Below are 26,490 nucleotides of genomic sequence, written 5' to 3' on the forward strand. Positions count from 1 at the left end.
GGGGTGGCGCGTAATGCAGGAAAAGCGGCGCGCCGCCCCTCACGCTGCCTTGCGCAGGTCGTCGAAGGCGCGCAGCTCGGCGATGAGCGCGGCCATCCGGTCCACGGGGATCATGTTGGGCCCGTCCGAGGGCGCGTTGTCGGGATCCTCGTGGGTTTCGATGAACAGCGCCGAGACGCCCACCGCCACCGCCGCCCGCGCCAGAACCGGCGCGAATTCGCGCTGCCCGCCCGAGGTGGTGCCCTGCCCGCCGGGCTGCTGCACCGAATGGGTGGCGTCGAAGACCACCGGGTAGCCGGTGCGCTCCATCGTCGGCAGGCCGCGGAAATCGCTCACCAGGGTGTTGTAGCCGAAGGAGGTGCCGCGGTCGCAGAGCATGATGCGCTCGTTGCCGGTGGAGGCCACCTTCTGCGCCACGTTGCCCATGTCCCAGGGTGCCAGGAACTGTCCCTTCTTGATGTTGATCGCGGCACCGGTCTTGCCGGCGGCGAGCAGAAGGTCGGTCTGGCGGCACAGGAAGGCCGGGATCTGGATCACGTCGCAGACCTCGGCCGCGCCGGCGCACTGGCCCGCGTCATGCACGTCGGTGAGGATCGGGCAGCCGAACTCGGCCTTGATCTTGGCGAGGATGCCCAGCCCCTCGTCCATGCCGAGCCCGCGCTGGGTGGTGATCGAGGAGCGGTTGGCCTTGTCGTAGCTGGCCTTGAAGATGAATTTGGTGCCGGTGGGCGCGCAGGCCTCGGCGATCTTTTCCGCCATCATCCGGGCGTGATCGAGGCTTTCCAGCTGGCAGGGGCCGGTGATCAGCGCAAAGGGGTTGGAGCCCCCGATTTCGATATCGCCGACGGTGACGATCTTGGTGTCGATGCGGTCCATCACATGTCCTTCAATACAGATTCGATCCGCGCCACGTCGGCGGGGTTGTTCAGCTCCCAGAAGACCCGGCCGCGCCCCTCGACGATGACGCAGGCCATGGTGCGGCCGTTTTCCAGGAAGCGCAGCTGTTCCAGCCCCTCGCGCGTTTCCATCTGGCCTTCGGGCCAGGAGGTGTAGGCCGCCAGCGCCGAAGGCCGGTAGGCGTAGACGCCGACGTGGTGATAGACGGGGATGTCCTCCGTCGGCACCTTGCCGGGGTCGATGTAGGGCAGGACCTCTTTCGAGAAATAGAGCGCGTGGTTGTTGCGGTTGAACACCGCGGTGGTGCCGCCGACGCGGCCCGCCTTGCGGTCCTCGATGAACATGTCGTAGGTCATCCGGTCGCATTGCAGCACCGGGGTGGCGACCTCGGCGTCGGGATCGGCCTTCATCGCGGCGATCAGGTCCTCTAGGAACCAGGTCGGGGTCAGCGGCGCGTCGCCCTGCAGGTTCACGATGATGTCCGCCTCGATCCCGGCGCGGGCCAGGGCATCGGCGCAGCGCGCGGTGCCGTTCTCGCAGGTGTCCGAGGTCATGATGACGCTGGCGCCGAAGCCTTCGGCGGCCTCGCGGATGCGGTCGTCATCGGTGACCACGTGCACCGCGTCGACCCCGGGGACGCTCATCCCCACTTCCCAGCTCATCCGGATCAGGCTTTTCTTCGTGCCGTCCTTCTGGGTCAGCTCGACCAGCGGCTTGCCGGGGTAGCGGGTCGAGGCATACCGGGCGGGAATAAGGATGACAGTCTTCATGCAACACCTGCGCGCAAGCAATCGTGGATATGCAGCACGCCCTCGGGGCGGCCGTCGGCATCGAGCGCGATCAGCGCGCTGATCTTGCGTTCGTTGAGGATCGCCAGCGCCTGGGCGGCCAGCGAGGCCGAGGAGATGGTCACCGGCGTGCGGTTCGCCACCTCTCCGGCGGTATGGGACATCAGCCCCTCCATCTTGCGGCGCAGGTCGCCGTCCGAGATCACCCCGACCAGGGTGCCGTCCTCGGCCACGACCCCGGCGATGCCGAAGCCCTTGGAGGTCATCTCGAGGATGGTTTCGGACATCGAGGTCCCGGCCCGCACCAGCGGCACCTCGGCGCCGCCGTGCATCAGCTGCGCCACGGTCGCCATCTGCGCCCCGAGCTTGCCGCCGGGATGGAAGACGCGGAAATCCTCGGGCAGGAAGTTGCGCTGGCTCATCAGCGCCACCGACAGCGCGTCGCCGAGCGCCAGGGTCAGCGTGGTCGAGGTGGTGGGCGCCATGCCGATGATGCAGGCCTCGGGCGCGGCGGGCAGGGTCAGCCGGTAGTCGGCCGCCTTCATCAGCGTGCTTTCGGGCTTGGAGCTGATCGCCACCATGGGAATGGAAAAGCGCCGGGTGTGGGCGACGATGTCGCGCAGTTCCGAGGTCTCGCCGGAATTGGAGATCAGGATGCAGATGTCTTCCTTGGAGATCATCCCGAGATCGCCGTGGCTCGCCTCGGCGGAATGCACGAAATGCGAGGGCGTGCCGGTGGAGGCGAGGGTGGCCGAGAGCTTGCGCCCGATATGGCCGGATTTGCCGATGCCGGAGACGATGACCCGCCCCCTGGAGGCCAGGATCAGCTGCACCACGGGCACGAAATCTTCGGGAAGCTGCTCGGACAGCAGCGTGATCGCGGCGGCTTCGGTTTCCAGGACGCGCCGGCCGGCGGCGATGATCGGGTCGGAACCCGGGGTCAAGTCATTCATTTTCTAATCTCTTTTCTATCCGGGCAGGGCCGGGAGAGAGGCGGAAACACCGCACCGGCGGGGCGGTCCGTACCGGCTGGCCCTGTCGGTAGCAATTTAGCGCCCCGGACGAAATACCGCAATTTGACCATTCCGCCCGCAGCCGCTGCAAAAAGCGGCAAATTGCCGGTGCGTGCGGACGGGTCGCGTTGTGATCGCGCCCCCCCCTCGCTAGAACCGGGTCACCGTCCCCGGGGCGCGATTCGCGATATTTCAGACAGACCGGGCAGTCCGACGCATTCGGCCCGGAAGAACAATACGAGGTGACCATGGCCGAAACTCCGCAATCCCGGATGGAGCCCGCGACCGCCCAGCCCGACCTGCCCGCCCTCGCCGACCGTGTCGCATCGCTGCTGCTGACGCAGGGACTGGGGGCCGATCTGGACCTGCGCGAGGTCGAGGGCAGCTCGGAACTGACCGCCCATCTGTCGCGGGTGTTCGAGGCGCCCTATGCGCCGCTGCTGCAGGCCCTGGCCCCCGCGGCCGGAGACGACGGCGCGGAACCCGCGCTGGCCCCGGTGCTGCGGATGCTGGTGGGCCAGATCGCCGCCGCCCGCGCCGACCTGTTCCTGGTGAAGACCGCGATGATGACGCAGAACCGCTACCTCGCCGGGCATGTGTCGAGCTATCGCGACCCGCTGGCCGCCGCCCGCGCGCTGATGGACGAGACCGCCGAAAACCCGCCCGCCTATCGCGCGGTCGAGGTCTTCCTGCCCTTCGATGCGCAGATCATGGGCTCGGGCTGGCACGCGCCGGAAACCGATGCCGAGGGCCGCGCCTTCCGCTGGTCGAACCGGGCGCGCGACATCTCGGTGGTGCTGCCGGTCTTCGGCCCGGGGCTGCACGAGATCTCCATGGACTACCAGGTGCTGGTGCCCGACCAGATGAACGAATTCAGCCTGAAGCTCGACGGGCTCGAGGTCGAGGCCGAGCAGGAGCAGACCTCGGAAAAGGGCGGCATCCTGCGCTTTGCCCACGAGGTCGAGCCGGGCCGCTCCACCGCCTTCCAGCTTCTCGACATCTCGATCGCCGGGCCGGTGCGCCCCTCGGATTACGGGCTCAACGACAAGCGGGTGATCGGGCTCAAGACCCGGGGCTTCACCATCGCCTACGCCGGTTACGGGGGCTGAGCGCCGTGAGCGACCGGAAATCTCTCCCGCGGCGCGCCGCGCGGGCGATGCTGCCCAAACCGCTGCTCGACGTGCTCTACCGCCGCTTCGTGGCCCCGCAGGAGGTCTACGTCCCGCCGCCGCCCGAACCGGAACCCGAGCCGCAGCCGCTGCCCGATCCCGGCGTTCCCGCCGCGGCCCCGCCGCCGCCCGATCCCGGCGCCGATGCCGATGCCCGCGCCCTGCGGCGCAGCAAGGTCACCGTGCTGACCGACATCCCGTTCTGGGAAAGCGCCTACGGCAGCCATTCGCGGCTGCAGTCGATCCTGTCGGCCATCGCCTCGGAATGCGACCTGACGGTCTTCGTGTTCAAGTCGGTCGGCCCCGCCGTCAAGCAGCAGCTCGCCCGGATCGACGCCCGGTATCACGTCGTCTCCTACAAGAGCTACGAGGAGAAGGCGACCGAACCGCTGAAACCCGGCCGCGTCGGGCGCGACCCGGCGCTGTCGGACCGCATCGTCGACAGCTGGGTGCGCAGCACCAAGCGGTTCCTGGCCAGGCATCCGCAGGACGCGGTGATCGTGGAATACATCGACCGCTCCTACCTGCTGGACGCGGTGCCGCCGGGCACGGCGCGGCTGCTCGATGCGCATGACGTCATGTCCTCGCGCATCGGGGTCTTCGCCCGCTTCGGCAAGGTGCCCTCGATCCGGATGAGCGCCGCCGACGAGGCGCGGATCATGGCGCATTACGACGCGATCATCGCCATCTCGCGCTTCGACGCCGCCGACATCTCGCACCGGCTGGGGCTGCGGCGGGTGCTGACCGTGCCCCATGCCATCCCCGCCAAGCCGCTCTACGAATGCCGCCCGGTGGGGCGCCGGCTGATCTTCACCGGCGCCAATTCGGAGCCGAACGTGGACGGGCTGCGCTGGTTCCTCGACCAGGTCTGGCCGGTGATCTCGGACCGTTTCGAGCTGTCCGTCGTCGGCACCGTGTGCAATTCCGCGCCCCCAGGGCGGCCCAACGTCACCCTCATGGGCCGGGTCGACGACCTGGACGGCGCGCTGGCGGCGCATGACATCGCCGTCAACCCGGTGTTCATCGGCGGCGGACTCAAGATCAAGACCGTCGACGCGCTGGCCGCGGGCCTGCCCTCGGTCAACTGCTCCGAGGCGGTGCGCGGGATCGGGCACCTGGCCGGCACCGCGCTGGCCGTGGCCGACAGCCGCAACGCCTTCATCGCCGAACTGCTGCGCCTGCGCGACGATCCGGCGCGGCGCCAGGCCATGTCCGATGCCGCGCTGGCCGCCGTCGGCGGCAGCTTTGCCCCGGAGCACGTGTTCCGCGATCTCCTGAACTTCCTGACCCGCACGAGGCGCCACGATGGCTGAGCCAGACTTTCCGGCCGCACCGCCCGCGAGCGCGCCGCAACGCATCGTCTTCACCGGCGATTTCCTGCGCGCCTCGCCCTATTACTGGCGCCCGACCCAGCATTTCAACGCCCGCTGGCTGCAACAGCTCTTCGGCGAGGCCCTGCGCCAGGCGACCGGGCTGCCGAACGAACTGGTGATGTGGAGCCACGACAGCGTGTCGGGCGGGCTCGACGGCAATGCCGTCGCCCAGATCCACGACGCCTTCGGCGTGCCGCGCAACGTCCAGGGCTGGGTGCGGATCTTCAACGAGCAGAGCTGCCCGCCGCAGGTCGAGGCGCTGCTGGTGCACCTGTTCCGCGACGCGCTGGTGGTGGGCTTCGAGATGCCGCCCATGGTCGAGGCGGTGCTGATGCGCCACGGCATCCCCTTCATCGACGTCATCAACCACCCGGTGCGGTTCCTCGACGACCTGATGTTCGGCATGCGCTCGAACCTCGCGCCGGTGGCCCGAGGGCTGGCGGCCCGCGCGGTGCGCGAGGACTGGCTGCGGCTGATGGGCTCGATCCAGGCGGCGGCGGCGGGGCGGCTGTTCCGCCAGACGCTGGTGCCCGACAGCGCGCTGTTCCTGATGCAGATGGAACACGACCGCAGCCAGGTGGACGGCCAGCGCTTCGTCGGCGTGACCGAGTTCATGGGCCGGATCGGCGAGATCGCGAAGCGCCACGAAAGGCTCTACGTCAAGGCGCACCCGCTCGCGCCGCAGGCGCCGCAGACCATGGCGATCCTCGGCCAGTTCCCCAATGCCGAGCGGATCGAGGCGAATTTCTACACGCTCTGCGCCACCGACGCGATCACCCGCGTCGCCGCGATGAGCTCGAGCACGGTGACCGAGGCGGGCTATTTCGGCAAGCGCGCGGACTACGTCTTCCAGCCGCCCTTCCGCTTCGCCCGCGACGGCGCGCTGCCGCAGGGGCGCGAATACGTGGGGCTCTACAACGACTACCTCGCCCCGGATTTCTGGCGCGGCATCCTGTCGGGGGTGATGGAGACCACGCCCGAGGACGGCATGCGCGTGCCCGAGAAGCCGAACCGCCTGCGGCTCTCCCTGCGCGAGTTCTGGAACTTCAACGAGATCGACACCGATTTCGCCACCGAGCTCTGGATGCGCAAGAACGGGCCGAAATAGGGTCACATCCGAGGTCAGCGCAGAGGGCCGCGCCCGTGCCAGGGGGCGGGCGGAAAGGGAGCACCCTTCATGGTTAACGAACCGTTACCGCCGCGCGCGGCGCCGTAACCGGATCTTCGGAGCCGGGCGGAACTCTGGGCCCCGAAGACTCACCAGGGAGCCCGCCGATGCCCGACACGTCCCCAGCCCTGTCGCTGCCCTACCTGCTGCCCTCCCAGGCGCAGAAGCACGTCACCCACAACGAGGCGCTTGCCCGGCTCGATGCGCTGGTGCAGCTCGCCGTCGAAAGCCGCACCGAAACCGCGCCGCCCGCGGCACCCGCCACCGGCGCGCGCTACCTGGTGGCCGAGGGCGCCACCGGGGCCTGGGCCGGGCAGGCCCTGGCCATCGCGGTCTGGACCGGCGGCCTCTGGGAGTTCACCGCACCGCTGCCCGGCTGGGTCGCCTACGTGCGCGACGAGGCCCTGCAGGCGGTCTTCACCGGCGCGGACTGGGCCGACGTGGTGCCCGATCTCAAGAACCTCGACGGGCTGGGGGTGAACGCGGTCTACGACCCGGTGAACCGGATCTCGGTCTCGTCCGAGGCGACGCTGCTCAGCCATGCCGGGGCGGGGCACCAGCTCAAGATCAACAAGGCGACCACGCCCGACACCGCCTCGGTGCTGTTCCAGTCGAACTGGTCGGGGCGGGCGGAATTCGGCCTCACGGGGGGCGACAACTTTGCCGTCAAGGTCAGCCCCGACGGCAGCGCCTGGACCCAGGCCCTGAGCTTTGCCGCCGGGACCGGCATCACCAGCGCCCGGGGGCTGCGGTCGGGCACGCTCGACATCGCGCGCGACACCGTGGGCAGCATCCCCACCCCCGCGGCCGGCGGGCTGGTGTTCCTCACCGTGATCGACGCCACCTTCCCGCAGAGCGAGCATTCCGGCATCTACGCCTATGACGCGGGCCAGTCGCTGAAGCTGACCCAGCTCTGCGCCGGCTCGAAGATGCAGAACCTCAACGACGTGGCGATGACCGGCACCACCGCGATCAACGGCAACACCGGCGTCTCGGTGCAGGCCGATACGCTGCGGATCGAGAACCGCGGCGGCACGCTCTGGACCTATTCCTACACCTTCCTCTGCTGAGCGCCGTCGGCCAGCGCCGCCACCAGCGCGTTCTCCCCCGCCGCGAGCCGGTCGGGGCGGGCGCGATACCAGTCCGGGGTGCGGAAGCTCTCGGAGGGGTCGCGCCCCTCGGCGCAGCCGCTCTGGAGGAAGTGGATCAGCGGGTCCATCCCCGCCGCCGCAACGTCCGGGTTGCGGGCGAGATACCAGGCATCGTCGAACAGCCCCGCGGCGCGGATATGGCGCGCCACGATCCGCGCGCGATCCGGGGGCAGGGGGCGCACCTCGGCCCGCATCCGGGCCAGCAGCGCGGCCCCGGCCGCATCCGCGGGCGGCGGCGCGACCGCATGGCGCCGGAAGGCGGCATGGATCGCGCGGCGCTCGGCCCCGGTCAGCGGCGCGGCGGCGGGCGGGTCGATGCGACCCTGTTCCGGCGCAAACAGCGGCTCTCCGTCGAAATAGACCCGTGACACCCGGGCGCTGTCGGCGGCGCAATCCGCCATCAGCGCGGCCCGCCGCGCGGCGCTCAGCGGTTCGGCGGCACGGGCCTCGGGACGGAACCGCGCGGCAAGGGCGTGCACCTCCTCGACGAAGGCCAGGTAGGCCGGGACCGAGGCGAAGGGCCCCGCGTTGAGCCGGCGCATCTCCTCGAGCCAGGCGTCGTCCAGCACCGCGTCGTTGCGCAGGCGCGCCGGGCCCTCGCGCATCCCCGGCACCATGGCATAGCCCGCCACCTGCCCCAGCGCCGGGCGCAGCCGCCCGTCGCCGAAGCGCCGCAGATGCAGCCTCTCGCGCCCCAGCCGTTCCGCCCAGGGATCGAGGATCGTGCTGAAACAGAGCCTGTTCCGGGTCTGCTCCGAGGCCAGCCACTCCCCGATCGGGGCGCTGACCGGAAAGGTCGCGCCGCCGCCCACGTATTCGCGGTACTGCGAGGCGGCCCAGTCGTCCTGCCGCCGCAGCCAGAGCACCGCCTCCACCTGCCAGCCGTCGAAGTAATCGGCCAGGCGCTGCGGCTCGGGGCCGAGGTGGAAGGCCTCGGAGGACAGCAGCACCGTGTGGGCGCCGCTGATCTCCACCGCCGCGGCGACATGGTCGCGCAGCGCGCCGTCGCCGGTCTGCGCGGCGGCGAGGAAGGGCGCGTGGCCGCCGGTCTTGTGCGGCCGCCCGGGCTGCACGTAGAGACCGCAGTCGGGATACCAGACCCCCTGCGCCAGCAGTTGCGGCCGGTTCGCGCCGAGCCAGTGCTGCAGCCAGGTGGTGCCGGTCTTGGACATGCCGGCATGGATCAGCACCCGGGCCTGCGGCGCGCGGCGCAGCGCCGGCGCGGCGGGAAGGACGCGCGCCCCGGTGGCATAGGCGTTGAGCGCGGCGGTCAGCGGCGCGTCCGGCGCGGCGCGGTAGCGGGCGACGAGGTCGGGCAGGGCGCAGGGCGTCTCGTCCAGCGCGCGGGCGAGATCCTCCTCGGCCCCCGCCAGCAGCGCGGCAAGCGCGAGCTGGTAGCGCCCCGCGTCGAAGGCGCCGGGGTCGATCACGTCGACATCGCGGCACAGATCCTCCGGCCCCATCCCGGCGCGGGCATAGGCGGCGGCGACGCGGGCGTACCAGGCGGCGCGGCTCCCCGGGTCGGCCCCGGCGGCCACGGTTCGGAAGAAGCCGAACAGCAGGTAGTGCAGGAACTGCGTGAGCGTGATCCGCAGCACCCCGCGCAGCGGGCTGTCCGGCGCCGCGGCGCCGTGGTCGCGGAACCGCGCCACCACCGCTTCGAGGTTGCCGACCATGTCCTCGGCGTCGCGCGGCCCCTTGGGGCGGCGCGCGACCGAATCCGGGCGGATGTGGTAGAGCGTGGCGGCGCGGTCGCTGGTGGCGATGCGCTCCGCCGCCAGCAGCGCGCCGAGGGCAAAGGCGCGCTCCTCCCAGAAGCCGGTGGCGAACCGAAGCCCCTCGCGGTCGAGCAGGGCGCGGCGGTAGAGCAGCAGCCAGCAATGGCGGTTGTGCGCCAGCTCCGGCAGCTCCGCCAGCGCGCCCGCCCGCCCGCCGGCGATGCGCGCCTCGGCCGGGTCGGGGCGGTCGGCGACGAAGCGGCCCTCCCCGTCGAGCACCCGTTCCCCCGCCTTGCGGGCGCGCAGGATGTCGGCGCCGGTGGCGCGCGCCTCGGCCACGAGGTCGGCCAGCACCTCGGCGTCGATCAGCCGGTCGTCGCTGTCGAGCAGCCAGACATAGTCCCCCCGCGCGGCGTCGAGCCCGGTGTTGCGGGCATGGCCGGGGCCGCGCACAGCGTCATGGGACAGCCCCACGATGCGCGGGTCGAGCGCGGCGAGACGGTCCATCACGGCCCGCGTGCCGTCGCTGCTGGCATCGTCCACCAGGATGATTTCCAGCCGCGACAGGCTCTGTTTCTGCACCGAAGCCACGGTTTCGGCCAGCCAGGCCGCGCCGTCGTGCACCGGGATCACCACCGAGACCTCGGGCGCCTCCGCCCGCTCCGCGCCGTCGGTGATCGCCACCGGGCGCGCGGCCTCGATGTAATCCAGCACCTCCTCGATGGCGCAGGGGGCGGGTTTGCCGGGGACGTGGTAGAGCGGATACCAGAGGTATCCGGCGTGAAACAGCTCCTCCAGCCTGCGCCTCCGCGCCCGGTGCGGCACCTCGGTGCGGTCGTCGGTCAGCCCCCAGCCCGCGTACCAGGGCGCGCCGAAGCAGACCACGCGGCGCCCCGCCATCAGCGCCTCGAAGCCGATCTGGGAGGTGCCGACATAGACCGTGTCCACCGCGTCGATCAGGCAATGGGGGTTCATCGGCTCGCGGATCAGGGTCAGCCCCTCTTCGGCCCGGAGCGTATCGAAATAGCTCGCCCGGCCGCCGCCGGTCCAGGCGGTGTCGGGGTGGGTCTTGACCAGGATCTCGGCCTCCGGGTTCTCGGCCCGGGCGGCCGCGAGCATGGCGTCGAAGGCGCGCGCATCCATCCGCCCGTAGCGGATCGAGGCATCGTCGAAGGACTGGTCGCAGACCAGCACCCGCCGCCGCGCCGAGGGCGCGAGCCGCACCATGGGCTGGGCGTTGTACTTGGTGATGCGCCGGGAGACGATGCGCGCCATCAGGGCGCGGGCGCGGGCCGCCGCCGCCTCCGGGATCCCCTCCCGCGAATTCAGCCACCGGGTCAGCCGCGACGGGTAGTCGGCCATGTAATACTGCGCGAGGTCGTCGCAGACATAGCCGAGACAGGCCGCCTCGGGCCGGGTCCGGTGCGGCGGCGACCAGGAAAAGGCCGAGCCGAGAAAGGCCTGTTCGAGGAACATCTTGCGGTCGTCCGGCACGTCGAGCGCCAGCAGCCGCTGCGTGCCCTTCTGCCGGTGCGGGGCATCCTCGAGCACCGCGCCCAGCATCAGCAGCAGCGCGCAGTCCGCCAGCTCCGCCTCCTCCGCGTCCGAGGGCACCGCCCAGGGCAGCAGCCGCGGCAGCAGCTGCGGATATTCCCGCGCCAGCAGCGCGGCGGTGAAGCTGACCCCGACCGGGCGGTCCCGCAGCGCCAGCAGGCGCTGCCCGGGCGGCAGGGCCGGCCCCGCGTCGGCGGCCTTGCGCTTGCGCGCCAGCAGCGCGGAAAATGGGCTGGCGGGAGGTTTTCGGAAGCGGAATTTCATCCGCCTGCTATGGCACGGCCACATCGGACAGGGAACCGGTTTGCGCAACGCCGCCAGATCGTGCATTCCCTTCGAAAGCCCGCTATGAAGGGCGGAATTGGAAACGAGAAGGCCCTGACTTGACCGAGCACCGTATTTTCCACATGGCGAGCTTTTCGCGGTCCGGAGAGACCCTGCTGCAGCGATGCCTCAACGCCCATCCCGACATCGAGGTCGTGCACCAGATCCACGAGCCCGACAGCAAGGAAGACCTCGCGCTGTTCCGCCACCTGATGACGCGCGAGGAACAGACGATTTCCGGCGACGATCCGCTGCTGGCGCATCGCAGCCTGTCGCCCGACGCGGTGATCCTGCTCAAGAACGCGGTCTGGACCCATCCCGCGCCGCGCCACGGCTTCACGCTGATCCGCAATCCCTTCTCGATCATCGTCAGCGCCTTCCGCCACACCGAGGATTCCCGGACCTCGGAACACCAGCGCAAGCAGCAGATGCGCTGGTGCACCGGCATCGACCCGCTGATGATGCCCTACGTGGAAACCGCCGAGAACCTCGACGGCTACCTCGCGCTCTATTCCCGCAAGATGCTGCAGGACTACCGCGACGGCCTGCCCTTCGTGCGCTACGAGGATTTCGTGCAGGACCCCGAGACCTGGCTGAAGCGCATCGTGGCGCACATGGGCCTGGCCTGGTCCGACCGGGTGATGAACAGCCACGAGGATTACCGGAAGGGCGAGACCGGCCACGGCAAGATCAAGCTCTGGCAGCCGATCCATGCCGGCTCCTCGGACAAGTACAAGGTGCTGACCGAGGCGCAGCGCGCGCGGGTCTATGCGCTGACCGGGGAAGCCCTGGCAAGCTACGGCTACGGCTGGGACGGCGAGGACATCACGCTGCGCGACGTTCCGGGCCTTATCGGCACCAACTGATCGGCACCAACGGAAGGAGACAGCCATGGCGAGACTGAAGGTCGCCGTCGTCGGCAACTGCCAGGCCGGGGGGATCGCCGACGCGCTCAACATCATGGGGGACGAGGTCACGGCCATGCCCTTCATGGTCCACACCATCGCGCAGGAACGGCGCGAGGCGGCCTTTGCCAACCTGCGCAAGTACGACGTGATCCTGAGCCAGCCGATCAAGTCCTTCGGCGTGCTCAACACCGACAGCCTGCAGACCCTGAACAAGCCGGTCATCACCTATCCCAACATCTACTTCCGCGGCTTCCACCCGGACATCTGCTTCCTCGGACCGGGCGGCAAGCGCATCCGCACGCCGCTGGCCAACAACAACAGCCTGATCGTGCTGCTGGCCTACCTCTCGGGGGCGAGCGAGGCCGAATGCCGCGACCGCTTCACCCCGGAGACCTACGAGGCCTACGGCTACGGCACGGTCTGGGACGAAAGCCGCGAGATCCTGCGCCGCCGCGAGGCCGCGCTCGACATCCACGTGGCGCAGTTCTTCGACCATCCGGAAAACGCGCCCAACCTCTACGTGATGAATCATCCCAGCATGGAAATCCTGTCCCATGTCGGCTCCGAGGCGCTGCGCTTCATGGGCCGCGACCCGGCGCCGGTGCGCTGGGACGTGATGCCGGACCGGCTCAGGACCGGCTCGATCTGGCCGCGCTACCGGCAGGAGGACGGCACGCCCGTCCCCCCCGACCGGATGCTGTTCAAGGCCGAGAGCGACAACTACCTCGATCTCGAGGGGTTCATCGCCGCCTCCTACCGAGCCTATGACAAGGCGCCGCGCTCCGAGCTGGTGGTCAGCTCTCCGGGCGAGCTGCTGGCGATCCAGCGCGAGGCCGGGCTGATGCCCGATCCCGGCGCCGCAGAGGAGCCCCGCCCATGACCGCCCCCGCCAGCGTCGCCGTGATCGCCAACTGCCAGTCCGTCGGGCTGGGACAGGCGCTGCGGCTGATGATCCCCGGCGCCGCCGTGCGCATCGTGCGCGTGCATCTCACCAATGACGAGACCCGCCCCCGGGTGCTGGAGAACCTCGGCAGGTCGGACCTGATCCTGACCCAGGACACCCGCACCTTCGGCGAGCTCAACGCCGCCTCGCTGAAGCAGCATTTCCCCGACAAGACCCTCGTCGTGCCCAATGTCTACTACCGCGGCTTCCACCCGGATGCCTGCTATGTCGGGCCGCTGGGGGACCGGGTGATCTCGCCCGTGGGGGATTACAATTCCGTGGTGGTGCTGGACAGCTTCCTCAAGGGGCTGACCCCGGCGCAATGTCTCGAACGCTTCTCGCCCGAGGGCTTTGCCGACCTCGGTCTCGACCGCGGCCACGCGCTGAGCATGGAAGAGATGACGCGGCGGGACAACAGGCTCGATTTCGCCGGAAAACCGATCATCGAGCGGTTTCTCGAACGCAAGTCGGTGTTCATGTACACGATCAACCACCCGCGCGCGGCGGTGCTGGCGGCGATCGCCGGGGCGGCGCTGGATCTCGCCGGGGTGCGCCATGACAGCTACGATCCGGATTTCGTCTTCGACAACCTGATGGGCGGGCCGCTGCTGGCGATCCAGCCCTTCCTGTCCGACGTTCTGGGCTACGAGGTCGCCTTCCCGCGCTGGCGTGCCTCGGGCGAGGACCAGCGCTATCTCGCCAATGCCGAGTTCATCGCCGCCAGCTACCGGATCTATTCCGAAACCGACCGCGACAAGCTGGTGGTGCAATCGCCGCCCGCGCTGAAATCCGTCGCATGAGAGACCAGATGACCAAACCGACCCCCCGTCCCGGACCCGCACGGCTGCGCGAACGCTTCTTCGACGCCACCACCCCCGAGGGGCGGCAGGCCGGCAAGATCCGCATCGACACCGCCCGGATGGATGCCAAGGGGGCGTTGCAGGTGGGCTATTTCACCTCCTTCACCGGGGCGCTGAAAACCCGCGGCCAGGTCTATGTCGGCAAGTACGGCGCCATCGGCGACAATTGCCGGATGATCGCCTCCAGCCACGATTCCCAGGCGATGAACCTGTCGATCCGGCTGCGGCGCGAACTGGGCCTGCCCGGGGGCGGGCACACCAAGGGGCCGATCCGGGTCGGGCACAACGTCTGGATGGGCGACAGCGTGTCGATCATGTCCGGGGTGACGGTGGGCAACGGCGCGATCCTCGCCGCCGGGTCCGTGGTCACCAGGGACGTGCCGGACTTCGCGATCTGGGGCGGCGTGCCCGCCCGGCACCTGCGCTGGCGCTTTTCCGAGAGCGTCCGCCGCCAGATGGCCGAGGTCGCCTGGTGGCACTGGCCCTGGGCCCGCATCCTGCGCAACAAGGCGCTGCTCGACCTCCGGATCGGCCCCGAGGACGAGATCGACCTTGCCGAGATCGTGGTTGACTGAGCCCGGGGCAGGGGACAGGGCCACCGCCCCCCGTCTGCCGGTCTTTCACATGGCCAGCTTCGCCCGCTCCGGCGAAACGCTGATGCAGCGCTGCCTCGCCGCGCATCCCCGGGTCGAGGTCGTGCACCAGATCCGCATGCCCGACGACAAGCGCGACGTGGCGCTGTTCAAGGCGCTGCAGACCCGCGCCGCGCGCGCCATCCCCGCCGATCATCCCCGGCTCGCCCACCGCAGCCCCGCGCCCGACGCGGTGCTGGTGCTCAAGAGCGCGGTCTGGTGCCACCCGCATCCGCGCCGCGGCTTCGCGCTGGTGCGCAACCCGTTCTCGGTCGCGCTGAGCGGCGAGCGGCACCTGACGGACGATCCCGCGCGGGACCGCCGCCAGCGCCGCCAGCAGGGCCGCTGGGCCGAGGGAATCGACCCCGGCCTTGCCCAATTCGTCGCCGAGGCGCCGATCCTCGACGGCTGGCTCGCGCTGCACTCCCGCAAGCTCCTGCAGGACCGGCGCGACGGGCTGCCCTTCGTGCGCTACGAGGAGTTCGTGACCGACCCCGAGCCGGTGCTGCGCGCCGTGCTCGCCCACATGGGCCTGCCCTGGGACGATGCCGTGCTGCGCTCGCACGAGGCCTATGCCGAGGGCGAGATCGGCCATGGCCTGATCCGGCTGTCCGAACCGGTCCACCCCGGCTCCGCCGAGAGCTGGCGGCGGATGGCGCCCGCCCTGCAGCGCCGGGTGCACGCGGTGATGCACGAGGCCATGACCGTGCACGGCTATCTCTGGGACGGCGGGAGCCTGACCCTTGCCAAGGCCCCCGGCCTGCTGCGATGAGAGCCCGAGCAAAGGAGACGCCCGTGCCCCAGCCCGTGACCAAGGCCCCCGCCCCGCGCAAGCTGCGCCCCGCGCTGTCCCGCGCCTTCGGGGCGGAAACGCTCGATATCACGCCCTTCCGCCGCCACCCGCTGGTGGTGCGCCGGATGGCCCAGCTCAAGGCCGCCCTGGCGCTGGCCCCCGAGGGGCTGGCGCTGGAATTCGGCGTGTTCAAGGGCGGCTCGATCCGCGCCATGGCCCATGCCCGCCCCGACCGGCGCTTCACCGGCTTCGACAGTTTCGAGGGCCTGCCCGAAGCCTGGGAGCGCAGCACCGGCGACACCTACGACGCCGGGCATTTCGCGCTCGACACGCTGCCCCCGGTGCCGCCCAACGTGACCCTGATCAAGGGCTTTTTCGAGGATACCCTCGATGACTGGCTGGCCGGGAACCCCGGCCCGGCGGGGTTCATCCACATGGACCCGGACCTCTACAGCGCCTGCCGCTTCGTGCTCGGACGGCTGAGCGACCGCATCGTCGACGGCACGGTGATCGTCTTCGACGAACTCTGCGACTGGCAGGGCAACGGCGTCTACGACAAGTGGCCCGAGGGCGAATGGAAGGCGCTCGGCGAATGGCTGGCCGAGACCGGCTTTTCCATGCGCATCCTGTCGCGCGACAAGGGCTTTGCCTGCGCCGTGCAGGTGTTCCGCGGCACCCCGCCCAAGCGGCGCCTGGCCGACGATCTCGCCCTGCTCGACGCGCTGGCGGCGGCGGGCGAGAAATCCGTGCCGCGCCGCGGGCTGGCGGGGCTGGTGGCCGAGGCGCCGAACTGGCTGGCCGGGCATCTGCGGCTGGCCGAGTGGCAGGTCGCGGCCGGGGAACCGCCCGCGACCCTCGACAGCGCCCGCACCCTGGCCGGGGCCGCGCAGGACCCCGACGCGCTGCGCCGGGTGCAGCTGCTCGACGGCGAGCTTGCGCTGCAGGCGGGCGACGCGGCGACGGCGGCCGGCATTGCCGACGCGCTCCTGACGCGCGCGCGCGACGATGTGCCGGCGCTGTTCCTGCGCGCCCGAGCCGCCCGTCCGCTGCGCGATTACGAAACCGAGGCCACCGCCCGCCGCCGCATCGCGCTGATCACCGACGATCCGAAGCACCACGAACAGGCCCGCTCGTCCGAGGCGCTCTGCGCCATCCGGCCCGAGTTCCGCGACATGCAGTTCAGCGGCCTGCTGGTGCAGCGGCTCTGCGACACGCCCGACATCACCAGCGTGCTCGACGTGGGCTCGGGCGCGGGGGACCAGGCGCGCGCCCTGCGCGCCGCCGGCAAGGTGGTGACCGAACTCGACTACGGCGAGAGCCATTACTTCAAGCTGGCCGAACATCCCGACGACAAGGGCATCGTGATCGGCAACTTCCTCGACATCTCGTTCGAGACGCCCTTCGACTGCGTGCTCGCCTCGCACGTGGTCGAGCACCAGCCGAACGTGAACGCCTTCCTGTCCAAGGCTCACGACGCCCTGCGCGAAGGCGGGCTGCTGGCGATCTCGGTGCCGCCGCTCAAGCACGCGATCGTCGGCGGGCACCTGACGCTGTGGAATGCCGGGCTGATGCTCTACAACCTGGTGCTGGCCGGGTTCGACTGCCGCGACCCCTGGGTGCGGCGCTACGGCTACAATATCTCGGTGACGGTGCGCAAACGCTCGATCACCCCCGAGGGGCTGGTCTATGACAACGGCGATATCGACCGCATCGCCGCCTGGCTGCCGCCCGGCCTCTCCGAGGGCTTCGACGGCGACATCTGGTCGCTGGGCTGATGGCGGGCCCCCGCGTCGCGGTGCTGATGGCGGTGCGCAACGGCGGGGGGCATCTGTCCGAACAGCTTGCCACCCTGGCCGCGCAGGATCATCGCGACTGGGCGCTGCTGGTCGGCGACGACGGCTCGACCGATGACAGCGCGGCGCGGATTTCCGCCTTTGCAGAGACGCATCACGCCCTGCGCATCCCCGGTCCGGGGCAGGGGGCGGCGGCCAATTTCCTGCATCTTTTGACCCGCGCGCCCGACCTGCTGCCCGAACATCCCTGGGTGGCCCTGTCGGACCAGGACGACCTCTGGCACCCCGACCGGCTGTCGCGCGGGCTGCAGGCGCTGGCGGCGCTGCCCGGCGATGTCCCCGCGCTCTGGTGCGCGCGGGTCATGGTGGCCGACGGCGGGGGCCGGCCGCTGCGCCTGTCGCCGCCCCGGCCGCGCCCGCTGTCCTTTGCCAATGCGCTGGTGCAGAACGTCGTGCCCGGCAACACCGTGCTGCTGAACCCCGCCGCGGCGCGGCTGGCGGCGCAGGCCGCGCCGGAGGCGGGCCGCGTGGTGGTGCATGACTGGTGGCTCTACCAGATCGTCACCGGCGCCGGCGGCACCGTGCTGCACGAGGACTCGCCGGCGCTGCTCTACCGGCAGACCGGCGGCAACCAGATCGGCGCCAACGACCGCCCCCGCGACAAGATGCGCCGCCTGGCCGGGCTGATCGGCGGAACCGCGCAGGGCTGGAGCGACACCAATATCGCCGCCCTGCGCGCCTCGGCGCACCGGCTGACCCCGGAAAACCGCCGCCTGCTCGAAGCCTTTGCCGCCCTGCGCGCCGCGCCGCTGCCGCGCCGCCTGCGCGCCTTGCGCCGGATCAGGCTCTATCGGCAGGGCACGGCGGCCCGCGTGACGCTCTGGCTCGCCGCGCTGCTGGGGCGGTTGTAAAGGATTCATTTACCATAACACGGCTTACCGGCGCGCCGGAACCCGCGCGCCACGGTCGCCCGGAAAAGCCCGCGCCCGCCGGTGCCCGCGGTTGATCCTGCGCGCGGAAGCCACTAACGATGCCCTTCAGGACGACGGTTTGGCGGCACACATGACTGAGCGATCGGCCCCCTCCGGGCCAAGACACGGCCCCCTCTGCAGGGGCGTTCCGGCCGGCTCCGGCCGTGCCCCCGGAACCGGAGGCCCCTCCGCATGAGCGCCCCCTCCGCGCCGCTGGTCTTCGTGGTCATGGCCGTGTTCCGGCCCGACCCCGAGCACCTGCGTGCCCAGCTTGCCTCGATCGCCGCACAGAGCCACCGCGACCTGCGGCTGGTGGTGGTGATCGCCGACCGCGTCTCCGAGGACATCCTGCGCGAGGCGGCGGCCGCCGCGGGCCTGTCCGATCCCGCCGTGGTGATCCCCGAGAACACGCTCGACGCGGTGCGCGCCTTCGAGGCCGGGATCGCCGAGGCCGTCACCCGCATCGACGCCCTGCCCGCCGGCACCGAGGCGCTGATCGCGCTCAGCGACCAGGACGACATCTGGTATCCCGACCGCCTCGCCCGCGGCGTGGCCAGGCTGGCCGAGCACCCCGAGCTGCAGCTCGTGCACGGCGACGGGCGGCTGGTCGGCCCGGACGGCACGACCGAGCTCAAGCCCTCGATGTTCGCCTTCGAACGCCGCCACAGGGCGCCGGGGCTGCGCGGGCTGCTCTACCGCAACAACATCACCGGCATGACCCTGCTGATGCGCCCGCGCGTGGCCCGGCTCGCCCTGCCGTTCCCGCCGCAATCGGGGGTGCATTTCTACCACGACCTCTGGCTCGGGCTGCTGGCCTCGGCCACCGGCGGCGTCGGGCTGGTGCCGGGACCGCTGGTCGATTACCGCCAGCACGGCAACAACGTCATGGGCGCAGTCGACCGCGAGGCCGGCTGGCTGAGCGGGCGGATGAACGCCGGCAAGCGGGTGCCGCTCAGCATGTGGCTGCGCCGCGAGGCCGCCGCCTACGGGCTGGCCCGCTACCTGGCCCATTCCACCCAGAACCGCCTGGCCGAAGCCGTGCAGGACGGCCGCCTGAAACACGGCGAGGCGCATTCCGCCGCCCTGCGCCCCTACCTGCGCCGGGTGCGCGGCGCCGGCGGCCACCTCCTGGACGCGGCGAAACTGCTGCTCACCGGGCACCCGGACCTGGCCCGCATCGCGGCCGGCTTTGCCGTGGTCAGCGCCGGCCGCGTCATCTGGACCCTGCGCGAGGCGCTGGGGCCGGGGCTCGAGGGCGCCATCGGGCGTTTCGACACCCGGCTCTATTCGCTCTCCCCCGGCGCCGATCCCGCCCCCGCCCGGCGCGAGGAGGGCGACAAGCCCGCCCCCCGCCGCCGCGCCACGCCGTGGAAGGGCCTGATCGACATTCGCAAGGAGCCGGGCTGGACGCCGGAATTCGGCTCCGGCGCGCCGGAGCCGGCCTATGTGCTGATGGTGCCGACCCTGAACCCGACCGAGATCTTCGCCGGCATCGACACCGCGCTCGAGATCGGGCTCGGCATCGCGGCGCGGGGCATGCACGTGCGCATCATCGCCACCGACCTGCCGGTGTCCTCCTATGCCGCCTCGCGCGCCTTCGTGATGCGCCGTCTCAGCGGCACCGGCGCCGAGGATCGCGTCAGCCTGCACTGCGGCGTCACCTCGGAAACCCTGCCCGCGCACAGGGGCGACATTTTCCTCGCCACCGCCTGGTGGACGGCGCATGTGGCCGAAAAGCTGATCCGCCGCCACGGCTTCGCCCATCCGCGCTTTCACTACCTGGTGCAGGATTTCGAGCCGAACTTCTACGCCTGGGGTCCGGAATTCGCCGATGCCATGGCGAGCTACGATTTCGACTTCGAGCCGCTGTTCAACACCACCCTGCTCAGGGACTATTTCGCCGGGGAAGGCTTCGGCTTTGCCAGGGGCGAGACCCTCGCCTTCCGCCCCTCGATCGACATCGACCGCTATGCCCGCGGCAAGCGCCCGGAGCGCGCGGCCACGGCGCCGCGCAAGCTGGCGCTCTACGGCCGCCCCGAGGTGCCCCGCAACATGTACACCACCGCCATCGAGGCGCTGGGGCGCTTCGTCGAGGCCGAGGGCCTGACCCCCGAACAGATCGAGCTGGTCTCGGTCGGGCTGCGTCACGATCCGGTCGCCCTGCCCGGCGGGCTGGAACTCCGGAGCCTCGGCAAGCTGCCCTGGGAGGAATATCCCGGCTTCCTGCTGGGCTGCGACCTCGGGCTGTCGCTGATGTTCTCGCCCCACCCCAGCCATCCGCCGATCGAGATGGCGGCCTCGGGGATGCGGGTGGTGACCAACCATTTCGGGCCCAAGGATCTCAGCCGCCTGACCCCGGCCATCGAAAGCGTCGAGGCCACCGGCCCCGCCCTGGCCGCCGCCCTGTCGCGGGCCTGGCACGCCGGGCCGGTCACGCCCGAGGCGCGGGCCATCGACCTCGCTTCGCTCGGGCTGCCGCGCGATGCGCTGATCGACCTGCTGGCGGAAAAGCTGGCCCCGGCGCTGATGCCCGCGGCGGGCGCGAAGACGCCGGACTAGGCTCTGTTCCACCCCGGCGCGCGGAATGTTTCGCGCGCGAAACGCCCCCGCTCAGTCGTCGGAATCGATGTCGTCGGCCACGGCGGCCAGGGCGGCGGCGGCTTCCTTGTCGATGCGCATCAGCTTCTGGTGATGCGCGATCGCGCCTTCCACGTCCTCGTAGAAATGCAGCTTGCCGTCCTCCAGCACCGCCGCGTGGTGGCAGAGCCGGCGCACCTGGTTCAGCGCATGGGTCACCATCACCGCGCCCGAGCTGGTCACCCGCTCGACGAACAGCGCCTCGCTCTTGCGCTTGAAGGCGGCGTCACCCACCGCCGTCACCTCGTCCACGAGATAGGTGTCGAAGGGAATCCCCATCGACACCCCGAAGGCCAGCCGCGACCGCATCCCCGAGGAATAGGTCCGCGTCGGCAGGTAGAAGTGATCCCCGAGTTCGGCGAAATCCTCGACGAAGACGGTCAGCTCGTCGCTGTCCACCCCGTAGACCCGGGCGATGAACCGGGTGTTCTGCAACCCCGTCAGCTCCGGGTGGAAGGAGCCCGCGAAGCCCACCGGCCAGGAGATCGTGCCGGTGCTGGTCACGTAGCCGGAATCCGCGTCCATCGTGCCGGCCAGCATCTTGAGCAGGGTCGACTTGCCCGCCCCGTTGCGCCCGAGGATGCCCACCGCCTTGCCCGAGGGAAAGACCGCGCTGATGTTGTCGGCCACCACCTTGCGATGGCCGTTCAGGTAGTAGGTCTTGCACAGGTTGTGCAGCTCGATCATCGCCCGCGCCCTGCCCTAGCGCCGGTCCCGCAGCGAATAGTAGATCAGCGCCAGGATCGCCCAGGAGATCGCCAGGAAAGCCCCGCCCATCAGCAGGATGATCGACCGGCGCGGATATTCCGGCGTCTGCGCCCGGGTCGGCGCGATGTAGGCGGCCAGGTAGCGCGACTGGCGCTGCGCCTCGGTCAGCGCCGCCTCGTAGGCGGTGCGCGCCGAGATCGACGCCTGCTCGGCGAATTCCAGGTCCACCGACAGCGCCTCGTATTCCTCGAGCAGCCGCGAGAAGGCCTTGTCGTCATTCCCCGTCGCGCTGGTGCCGAACTGCGCGCGCTCTTCCTCGATCTGCTCGCGGATCACCTCGATCCGGCGGTTGGCCTGGATCACCCGCGGATCGCTTTCGGAGGAGGTTTCCAGCAGCAGCTGGCGTTCGATGATCGCATCGGCCAGCTTGGCCTGCAGCGAGGTGATGAGCCCCATCTGCCCCTGGATATCGGCCCGGGGGTCGACGATGCGGGTGCGGTTGCGGAAGCCCGTGATGGCCTGGCGGGCCTCCTTGAGCCGGTCCTGCGCGCGGTCGAGCTCTTCCTTGGCGTAGCGCGTGGCATCGGCCCGGGCGATCGCCGAGAGCTCGTTGATCATCGCGCTGCTTTCCTCGAAGATCGCGGCGGCGATATCGTGGGAATTGTCGGGATCGAAGCTCAGAACCCGCACCTCGATCAGCCCGGTCCCGGCGTCGTAGAAGACCTTGACCATGCGGCCCCAGTAATTGGCCATCGCCTCGATGCGCGTATCCTCGCCGAGCCCGAAGATCGGGTCGCCCGGATTGGCGTAGATCGCCGACAGGTCGAGCCGTTCGTTGATGGCATGGACCATCTGCTCGGACTGGATGAACTCGTAGAGGATGTCGGTATCGGACGAGGAGGAGCCCGAGAGTTCGGTGATGCCGCCGAGCAGCTCGATCGCCGAACCGACCTCTTCCTTGCGCACCGAAAAGCCCACGCGGCTGGCATACTGGTCGTCGGCCACCCGGTAGAGATACCAGGCCGCGACGGCGAGCGGCGCCAGCACCAGCAGCACGAAGCTGAGCGCCAGCATGTAGTGGCGCTTCTTCGGCTTGGCGGTGGTCGCGGCCGGCCGCACCACGATCGGCGCGGGACCGGCGGCTTCGGGCTTGGGTTTCGGCTGGGGCTGGGGCTGGGGCTGGGCGGCGGCGGCCGGTTTCGGAGCGGCGGCGGCGGCCTTTTCCTCCTCGCGGGCGCGGGCGGCGGCAAGCTGGGCGCGACGTTCCGCCACGGCCCTGCGGGCTTCCAGGCTGCCGACCGCGGGGGCCTCGCCCTCGGCCGGGCCGGCGGGGCCTGCGGTTCCGGCGGGGCCTGTTCCCTTGGCTTTCTGACTGGCGTCTTCCAAATCCGGTCTCTTTTCCTAAGATGCGACGTGCGCATCGGGTGAAACACCTTTATCCAATGCCGCGAGGCTACGCCAGAGACCCAGATGACACAATCCGCCACCCCTGCCCTTCCGCCGCTGCCGCGGACCCCTGCCCGCATCCCCCGCCGCAGCAGTTCGCCCCGGGTGATCGCCGCGCTGATGCAGCGCGAGATGTCCACCACCTACGGGCGCTCCGCGCTCGGCTATCTCTGGGCGGTCCTGGAGCCGGTGGGCGGCATCATGGTGATCACCCTGGTGTTCACCCTCGCCTTCCGCTCGCCGCCGGTCGGCACCAGCTTTCCGCTGTTCTTCGCCTCGGGCGTGCTGCCCTTCACCGCCTTCATGGACACGATGACCAAGGTCTCCTCGGCGATCCGCTTCTCGCGGCCGCTGCTGTTCTATCCCGGGGTGACCTTCATGGACGCGATCCTGGCCCGGGTGCTGATGAACGTGCTCACCCAGACGATGATCTCGGCCATCGTCTTCACCGCCATCCTGCAGCTCTACGACGTCAAGGTGATCCTCGACCTGCCGCGGATCATCGAAGGCTATGCCATGGCCTTTGCCATGGGAATCGGGGTGGGATCGCTGAACGCCTTCCTCTTCGCCATGTCGCCGTTCTGGGAGCGGATCTGGTCGGTGGTGACGCGGCCGCTGTTCCTGATCTCCGGGGTCATCATCCTTTACGATTCCATCCCGAACCCCTATCGCGACTGGCTGTGGTGGAACCCCATGGTGCACGTGATCGGGCGGGTGCGGCAGGGCATCTACGCCACCTATGACGGCGCCTACGTGACACCCACCTACGTGCTGCTGGTGGCGGGGCCCTGCGCGGTGCTGGGCTTCCTGTTCCTGCGCCGCTACCACCACGACATCATGAACATGTGACCCTGTTCCGGGGTGTTTCGCGCGCGAAACACCCCCGCGCGGGGCTAAAGGTCGGCCAGCCAGTTGCGCAGCTTCTCGCGGCGCTCGGGCGTCAGGCCGGGACCGGAGAGCGTGACCTCGCCGCCGGCGGCGGTGCGCATCCAGATCCCCTCGCCCACCCGGGTGCCCACGGCGGGGCCGGGGGCCGGGCGGGGAGGGCGCGGGCTGCCGGTCCTCGGCCCCTGCCCGGCCAGCACCGCGTCGATCAGCGCCTGTTCCTCCTCGGCGGTGGCCGGGGGCGCCTTGTCGATCAGCTGCCGCAGGCGGAGCGCGGTGCCGGGATCCTCACCCAGCGCCCTGGACAGGGCGAGGCCGCGGCGCTCGGGCAGCGCGCCGGGAAAGCGCAGGACCTCGCCGAGCGCGCGCACCACGGGCAGGAAGCTGCCGATCTTGGAACGCTTGGGCCGCGAGGCGGTGCCGAACAGCGCCCTGAGCGCGGCGCGCTCGTCCTCGTAGACGCCCTGCTCGGCCGCCTTGAGAACGATGCGGGCGCGTTCGTAGAAGCTGAGTCCGACGCGGATCTCGTTTTCCTCGACCATGGCGCGATAGGCCCCGGCGGCGCCCGCCGGCTTGCGGATCAGCGCGAGGACGGCGGCAAAGCGGTCCTCGCCGGTCTCGGCATGCAGCAGCGCCAGCGCCCGGCAGCGCCGCCAGCCCGAGATCAGCCCGTAGCCGCCGCCCGCCAGCTCCATGAGCTCGACCGGCGCCTGCTGGCCCCTTTCCCGGATCGAGGCGACAAGCGCCGCCATCTCGTCATCCTCCACCACGATGCGGTCGCGCACGAGATGGTCGAGGGTGATCCCGGCAAGCGGGATGCGCTGCACGATCAGCCCCTCCTCGCGGGCACGACGCAGGGTGTCGGCCATTTCGGCCATGGCCGAGGTCGCGGCGGCGTCGCGGGCGACATCGGCGATCGGGGCCGGGGGGAAGGCGGATTTCGTCTCGAGCCCGGACGGCGCGGTGTCGAGGAACATCGGATTGGCGGGGGTCAGGCGTTTGCGGGCCATCACGCGGCTCCTTTCCGGGAACGGGGCAGGGGGTCTTTGCGGCCCGGACACACGCGCACAGCGCGCCGGGCCGAAACGTTTCGCGCGCGAAACACCCCGGTCATTCCGCCGCCTCGCGGGCGGCCAGCTCGTCACGCCGCCAGGCGCCGACCAGAAGCTGCTTGAAGGCGGCATAGGTGGCATCGAAGGTCTCGCGGCCCCGCACGTAGGTCTCGCGGTTGAAATCGCGGTAATCGGCCTCGTAGATGCCCTGCACCTGCTCTCCGGCCTGACCGATCAGGGCGGTGAAATCCTGCCGGTGCGGCGACAGGGTCTGGCCGAGATAGGCCTGCATCAGCGAGGCCAGCTCGCCCTGCTGGGTGCCGTCGTAGCGCGTGACCACGGCGCGCACCGCATCCCACTGGAAGTTGATCCCCGACCGCCCCAGCGCCCGGGCGGCCATGTTCTCGGCCTCCTCGATGCTGGAGAAGGTGGAATGCAGCATGTCGAAGAACCGGCCCGTGCTGTCGAATTCCAGAAAGGACGCCCCGAGCGGCACCAGCAGGATATCCGCCGCCGCAAGCCCGTTGATGGTGAGATAGCCGAGCGCCGGGGGGGTATCGAGGAAGATCACGTCGTACTGGTCCAGCACGCCATCCTCGGCCAGGGTCTCGGTCAGCGCATCCCAGAGCTTCCAGCCCCGCCCCTGCATCCGCCAGACCGGGATCTGGAATTCCGCCCAGTAGAGATTGAGCTGCGCGCCGATCAGGTCGATGTTGGGCCAGTGGGTCTTTGCGATCAGGCTGTCGGCGCGGATGTCCAGCGCTTCGGAGAGCGTGTCGTCCAGCGGCTGCGGCGCCTCGCCCCGGTCGAGCCGGCGCTGGTTGTCCTGCTGCAGGTGGCGGGCGTAGTGGCGCGCGAGCAGGGGGAACACCGTCTGCCATTCGTCCTCGACCTTGCCGCCGAAGATCGAGGTCATGCTGCCCTGGCTGTCGAGGTCGATCACCAGCACCTTGTAGCCGTCGAGCGCGGCCGACATCGCCAGATGCGCGGCAGTCGAGGTCTTGCCCACCCCGCCCTTGAAGTTGGCCACGGCGACCATCTTGGCGGGCTGGCCGGCGGGGCGGTAGGGCAGGTAGTTCTTGGTCCGGGAGCCGAGGGCGGCGAAATGCGCGCGCAGGCGCAGCACCTCGTCGAGGGTGAACCACTTGGCGCCGCCGGTGGTGTCGGAGCGGCCCTGCGGCAGCTCGGGGTTCTGCTTCAGCACCCGGCGGAAATGGCCGGTGGCGACGGGGATCAGGTAGCGCGTGATCTCCCAGGTGGAGAACTGCCGCAGCGCGCGCGACTGCCCCTCCTCGAGCCCGCGGCTTTCCAGGTCCTTGCGCCCGGAGGCGCAGGCCCGGGCGATGGCGCCGAAACCCTCGGTGCCCGCGGGCGCCCCGAGATGGGCCAGCGCCGCATCCGGGTCGATGTTGAAATAGGGGGGCAGGGGGGCTTTGGCATCGGCCATGAGACTGCTGTTCCTCGTCCGCTCCGCGGCTTGATGTGCGCGGTTTCGGCAAGACTACCAGAAAATGCCGCACATGGAAGCATAACGCGCACATGCCGGGATCATTCTGTGCTTTTCACAGCAATTTCAAGGGGATGCATCCGGGTGCGGGGCAGGGGGGCCGGGCGCGGTCCGGCAGGCGGTTTTGTTATTTTATCTGTTATCTATATGTTAAGGGCTGCGGGGATTTTCGCCAAGCCCTTGTTTTCCAATGCCGGTTT

General features: G+C 70.2%; 21 protein-coding genes. 13 read left to right on the forward strand and 8 right to left on the reverse strand.

The window, feature by feature from the left end; all coding sequences use genetic code 11:
* Positions 1 to 39 precede the first annotated feature (39 nt).
* The 3 genes from kdsA to ACN0RJ_RS22595 are packed head-to-tail and all read right to left on the reverse strand — an operon-like array spanning position 40 to position 2,638.
* Positions 40 to 876 (reverse strand): 3-deoxy-8-phosphooctulonate synthase, encoded by an 837-nt coding sequence (kdsA, locus tag ACN0RJ_RS22585; protein ID WP_417725750.1) that lies wholly within the window; start codon positions 874 to 876, stop codon positions 40 to 42.
* Positions 876 to 1,667: a 3-deoxy-manno-octulosonate cytidylyltransferase gene (locus ACN0RJ_RS22590; protein ID WP_417725751.1), complete on the reverse strand. Its 792-nt coding sequence runs from the start codon at positions 1,665 to 1,667 to the stop codon at positions 876 to 878. Before ACN0RJ_RS22590 ends, kdsA begins: the two co-directional genes overlap by 1 nt.
* Entirely contained in the window at positions 1,664 to 2,638 is a 975-nt protein-coding gene (locus ACN0RJ_RS22595; RefSeq protein WP_417725752.1) for a KpsF/GutQ family sugar-phosphate isomerase, read from the reverse strand. Before ACN0RJ_RS22595 ends, ACN0RJ_RS22590 begins: the two co-directional genes overlap by 4 nt.
* Positions 2,639 to 2,946: 308 nt before the next feature.
* Here ACN0RJ_RS22595 and ACN0RJ_RS22600 point away from each other — a divergent pair, with 308 nt between their 5' ends.
* From ACN0RJ_RS22600 to ACN0RJ_RS22615, 4 genes are all read left to right on the forward strand, one after another.
* Complete coding sequence (locus ACN0RJ_RS22600) at positions 2,947 to 3,807, forward strand: hypothetical protein (protein ID WP_417725753.1); 861 nt, start codon at positions 2,947 to 2,949, stop codon at positions 3,805 to 3,807.
* Positions 3,808 to 3,812: 5 nt separating this feature from the next.
* Positions 3,813 to 5,180 (forward strand): glycosyltransferase, encoded by a 1,368-nt coding sequence (locus tag ACN0RJ_RS22605; RefSeq protein ID WP_417725754.1) that lies wholly within the window; start codon positions 3,813 to 3,815, stop codon positions 5,178 to 5,180.
* Entirely contained in the window at positions 5,173 to 6,348 is a 1,176-nt protein-coding gene (locus tag ACN0RJ_RS22610) for a hypothetical protein (protein WP_417725755.1), read from the forward strand. Before ACN0RJ_RS22605 ends, ACN0RJ_RS22610 begins: the two co-directional genes overlap by 8 nt.
* Positions 6,349 to 6,515: 167 nt before the next feature.
* On the forward strand, positions 6,516 to 7,478 hold the full coding sequence (locus ACN0RJ_RS22615) for a DUF2793 domain-containing protein (RefSeq protein WP_417725756.1): 963 nt from the start codon (positions 6,516 to 6,518) through the stop codon (positions 7,476 to 7,478).
* Here the strand turns inward: ACN0RJ_RS22615 and ACN0RJ_RS22620 are convergent.
* Entirely contained in the window at positions 7,460 to 11,095 is a 3,636-nt protein-coding gene (locus tag ACN0RJ_RS22620) for a glycosyltransferase (protein WP_417725757.1), read from the reverse strand. The genes ACN0RJ_RS22615 and ACN0RJ_RS22620 overlap by 19 nt on opposite strands.
* 119 nt (positions 11,096 to 11,214) lie before the next feature.
* Here ACN0RJ_RS22620 and ACN0RJ_RS22625 point away from each other — a divergent pair, with 119 nt between their 5' ends.
* The 8 genes from ACN0RJ_RS22625 (at position 11,215) to ACN0RJ_RS22660 (ending at position 20,614) form a co-directional block, all read left to right on the forward strand.
* A complete protein-coding gene (locus ACN0RJ_RS22625) occupies positions 11,215 to 12,021 on the forward strand; it encodes a sulfotransferase domain-containing protein (protein WP_417725758.1) in 807 nt (268 codons plus the stop codon).
* Positions 12,022 to 12,046: 25 nt separating this feature from the next.
* Positions 12,047 to 12,943 (forward strand): WcbI family polysaccharide biosynthesis putative acetyltransferase, encoded by an 897-nt coding sequence (locus tag ACN0RJ_RS22630; protein ID WP_417725759.1) that lies wholly within the window; start codon positions 12,047 to 12,049, stop codon positions 12,941 to 12,943.
* Entirely contained in the window at positions 12,940 to 13,806 is an 867-nt protein-coding gene (locus tag ACN0RJ_RS22635) for a WcbI family polysaccharide biosynthesis putative acetyltransferase (RefSeq protein WP_417725760.1), read from the forward strand. Before ACN0RJ_RS22630 ends, ACN0RJ_RS22635 begins: the two co-directional genes overlap by 4 nt.
* An 8-nt stretch (positions 13,807 to 13,814) precedes the next feature.
* The gene (locus ACN0RJ_RS22640; protein ID WP_417725761.1) at positions 13,815 to 14,441 is read left to right on the forward strand and encodes a CatB-related O-acetyltransferase; all 627 of its coding nucleotides are present in this window, start codon (positions 13,815 to 13,817) and stop codon (positions 14,439 to 14,441) included.
* Between the two features lie 49 nt (positions 14,442 to 14,490).
* Positions 14,491 to 15,270, forward strand: coding sequence for a hypothetical protein (locus tag ACN0RJ_RS22645; protein ID WP_417725762.1), 780 nt, complete (start codon positions 14,491 to 14,493; stop codon positions 15,268 to 15,270).
* A gap of 23 nt (positions 15,271 to 15,293) precedes the next feature.
* Positions 15,294 to 17,066: a methyltransferase domain-containing protein gene (locus ACN0RJ_RS22650; RefSeq protein ID WP_417725763.1), complete on the forward strand. Its 1,773-nt coding sequence runs from the start codon at positions 15,294 to 15,296 to the stop codon at positions 17,064 to 17,066.
* A complete protein-coding gene (locus tag ACN0RJ_RS22655) occupies positions 17,066 to 17,995 on the forward strand; it encodes a glycosyltransferase (protein ID WP_417725764.1) in 930 nt (309 codons plus the stop codon). Before ACN0RJ_RS22650 ends, ACN0RJ_RS22655 begins: the two co-directional genes overlap by 1 nt.
* Before the next feature lie 252 nt (positions 17,996 to 18,247).
* Positions 18,248 to 20,614, forward strand: a complete 2,367-nt coding sequence (locus tag ACN0RJ_RS22660) for a glycosyltransferase (protein WP_417725765.1) — start codon at positions 18,248 to 18,250, stop codon at positions 20,612 to 20,614.
* Positions 20,615 to 20,665: 51 nt separating this feature from the next.
* On the opposite strand, the gene ACN0RJ_RS22665 is transcribed toward ACN0RJ_RS22660, so the two are convergent.
* The gene (locus tag ACN0RJ_RS22665; protein ID WP_417725766.1) at positions 20,666 to 21,379 is read right to left on the reverse strand and encodes an ABC transporter ATP-binding protein; all 714 of its coding nucleotides are present in this window, start codon (positions 21,377 to 21,379) and stop codon (positions 20,666 to 20,668) included.
* Positions 21,380 to 21,394: 15 nt separating this feature from the next.
* Complete coding sequence (locus tag ACN0RJ_RS22670; protein WP_417725767.1) at positions 21,395 to 22,786, reverse strand: sugar transporter; 1,392 nt, start codon at positions 22,784 to 22,786, stop codon at positions 21,395 to 21,397.
* Between the two features lie 84 nt (positions 22,787 to 22,870).
* On the opposite strand from ACN0RJ_RS22670, the gene ACN0RJ_RS22675 reads away from it, so the two are divergent.
* A complete protein-coding gene (locus tag ACN0RJ_RS22675) occupies positions 22,871 to 23,695 on the forward strand; it encodes an ABC transporter permease (RefSeq protein ID WP_417725768.1) in 825 nt (274 codons plus the stop codon).
* A 44-nt stretch (positions 23,696 to 23,739) separates the two neighbouring features.
* On the opposite strand, the gene ACN0RJ_RS22680 is transcribed toward ACN0RJ_RS22675, so the two are convergent.
* Both ACN0RJ_RS22680 and ACN0RJ_RS22685 read right to left on the reverse strand, forming a co-directional pair.
* Positions 23,740 to 24,741 (reverse strand): ParB/RepB/Spo0J family partition protein, encoded by a 1,002-nt coding sequence (locus ACN0RJ_RS22680; protein WP_417725769.1) that lies wholly within the window; start codon positions 24,739 to 24,741, stop codon positions 23,740 to 23,742.
* A gap of 100 nt (positions 24,742 to 24,841) precedes the next feature.
* Positions 24,842 to 26,230: an AAA family ATPase gene (locus ACN0RJ_RS22685; RefSeq protein WP_417725770.1), complete on the reverse strand. Its 1,389-nt coding sequence runs from the start codon at positions 26,228 to 26,230 to the stop codon at positions 24,842 to 24,844.
* Between the last annotated feature and the right edge of the window lie 260 nt (positions 26,231 to 26,490).

The organism is Salipiger sp. (assembly GCF_048261495.1).
Classification (GTDB): domain Bacteria; phylum Pseudomonadota; class Alphaproteobacteria; order Rhodobacterales; family Rhodobacteraceae; genus Salipiger.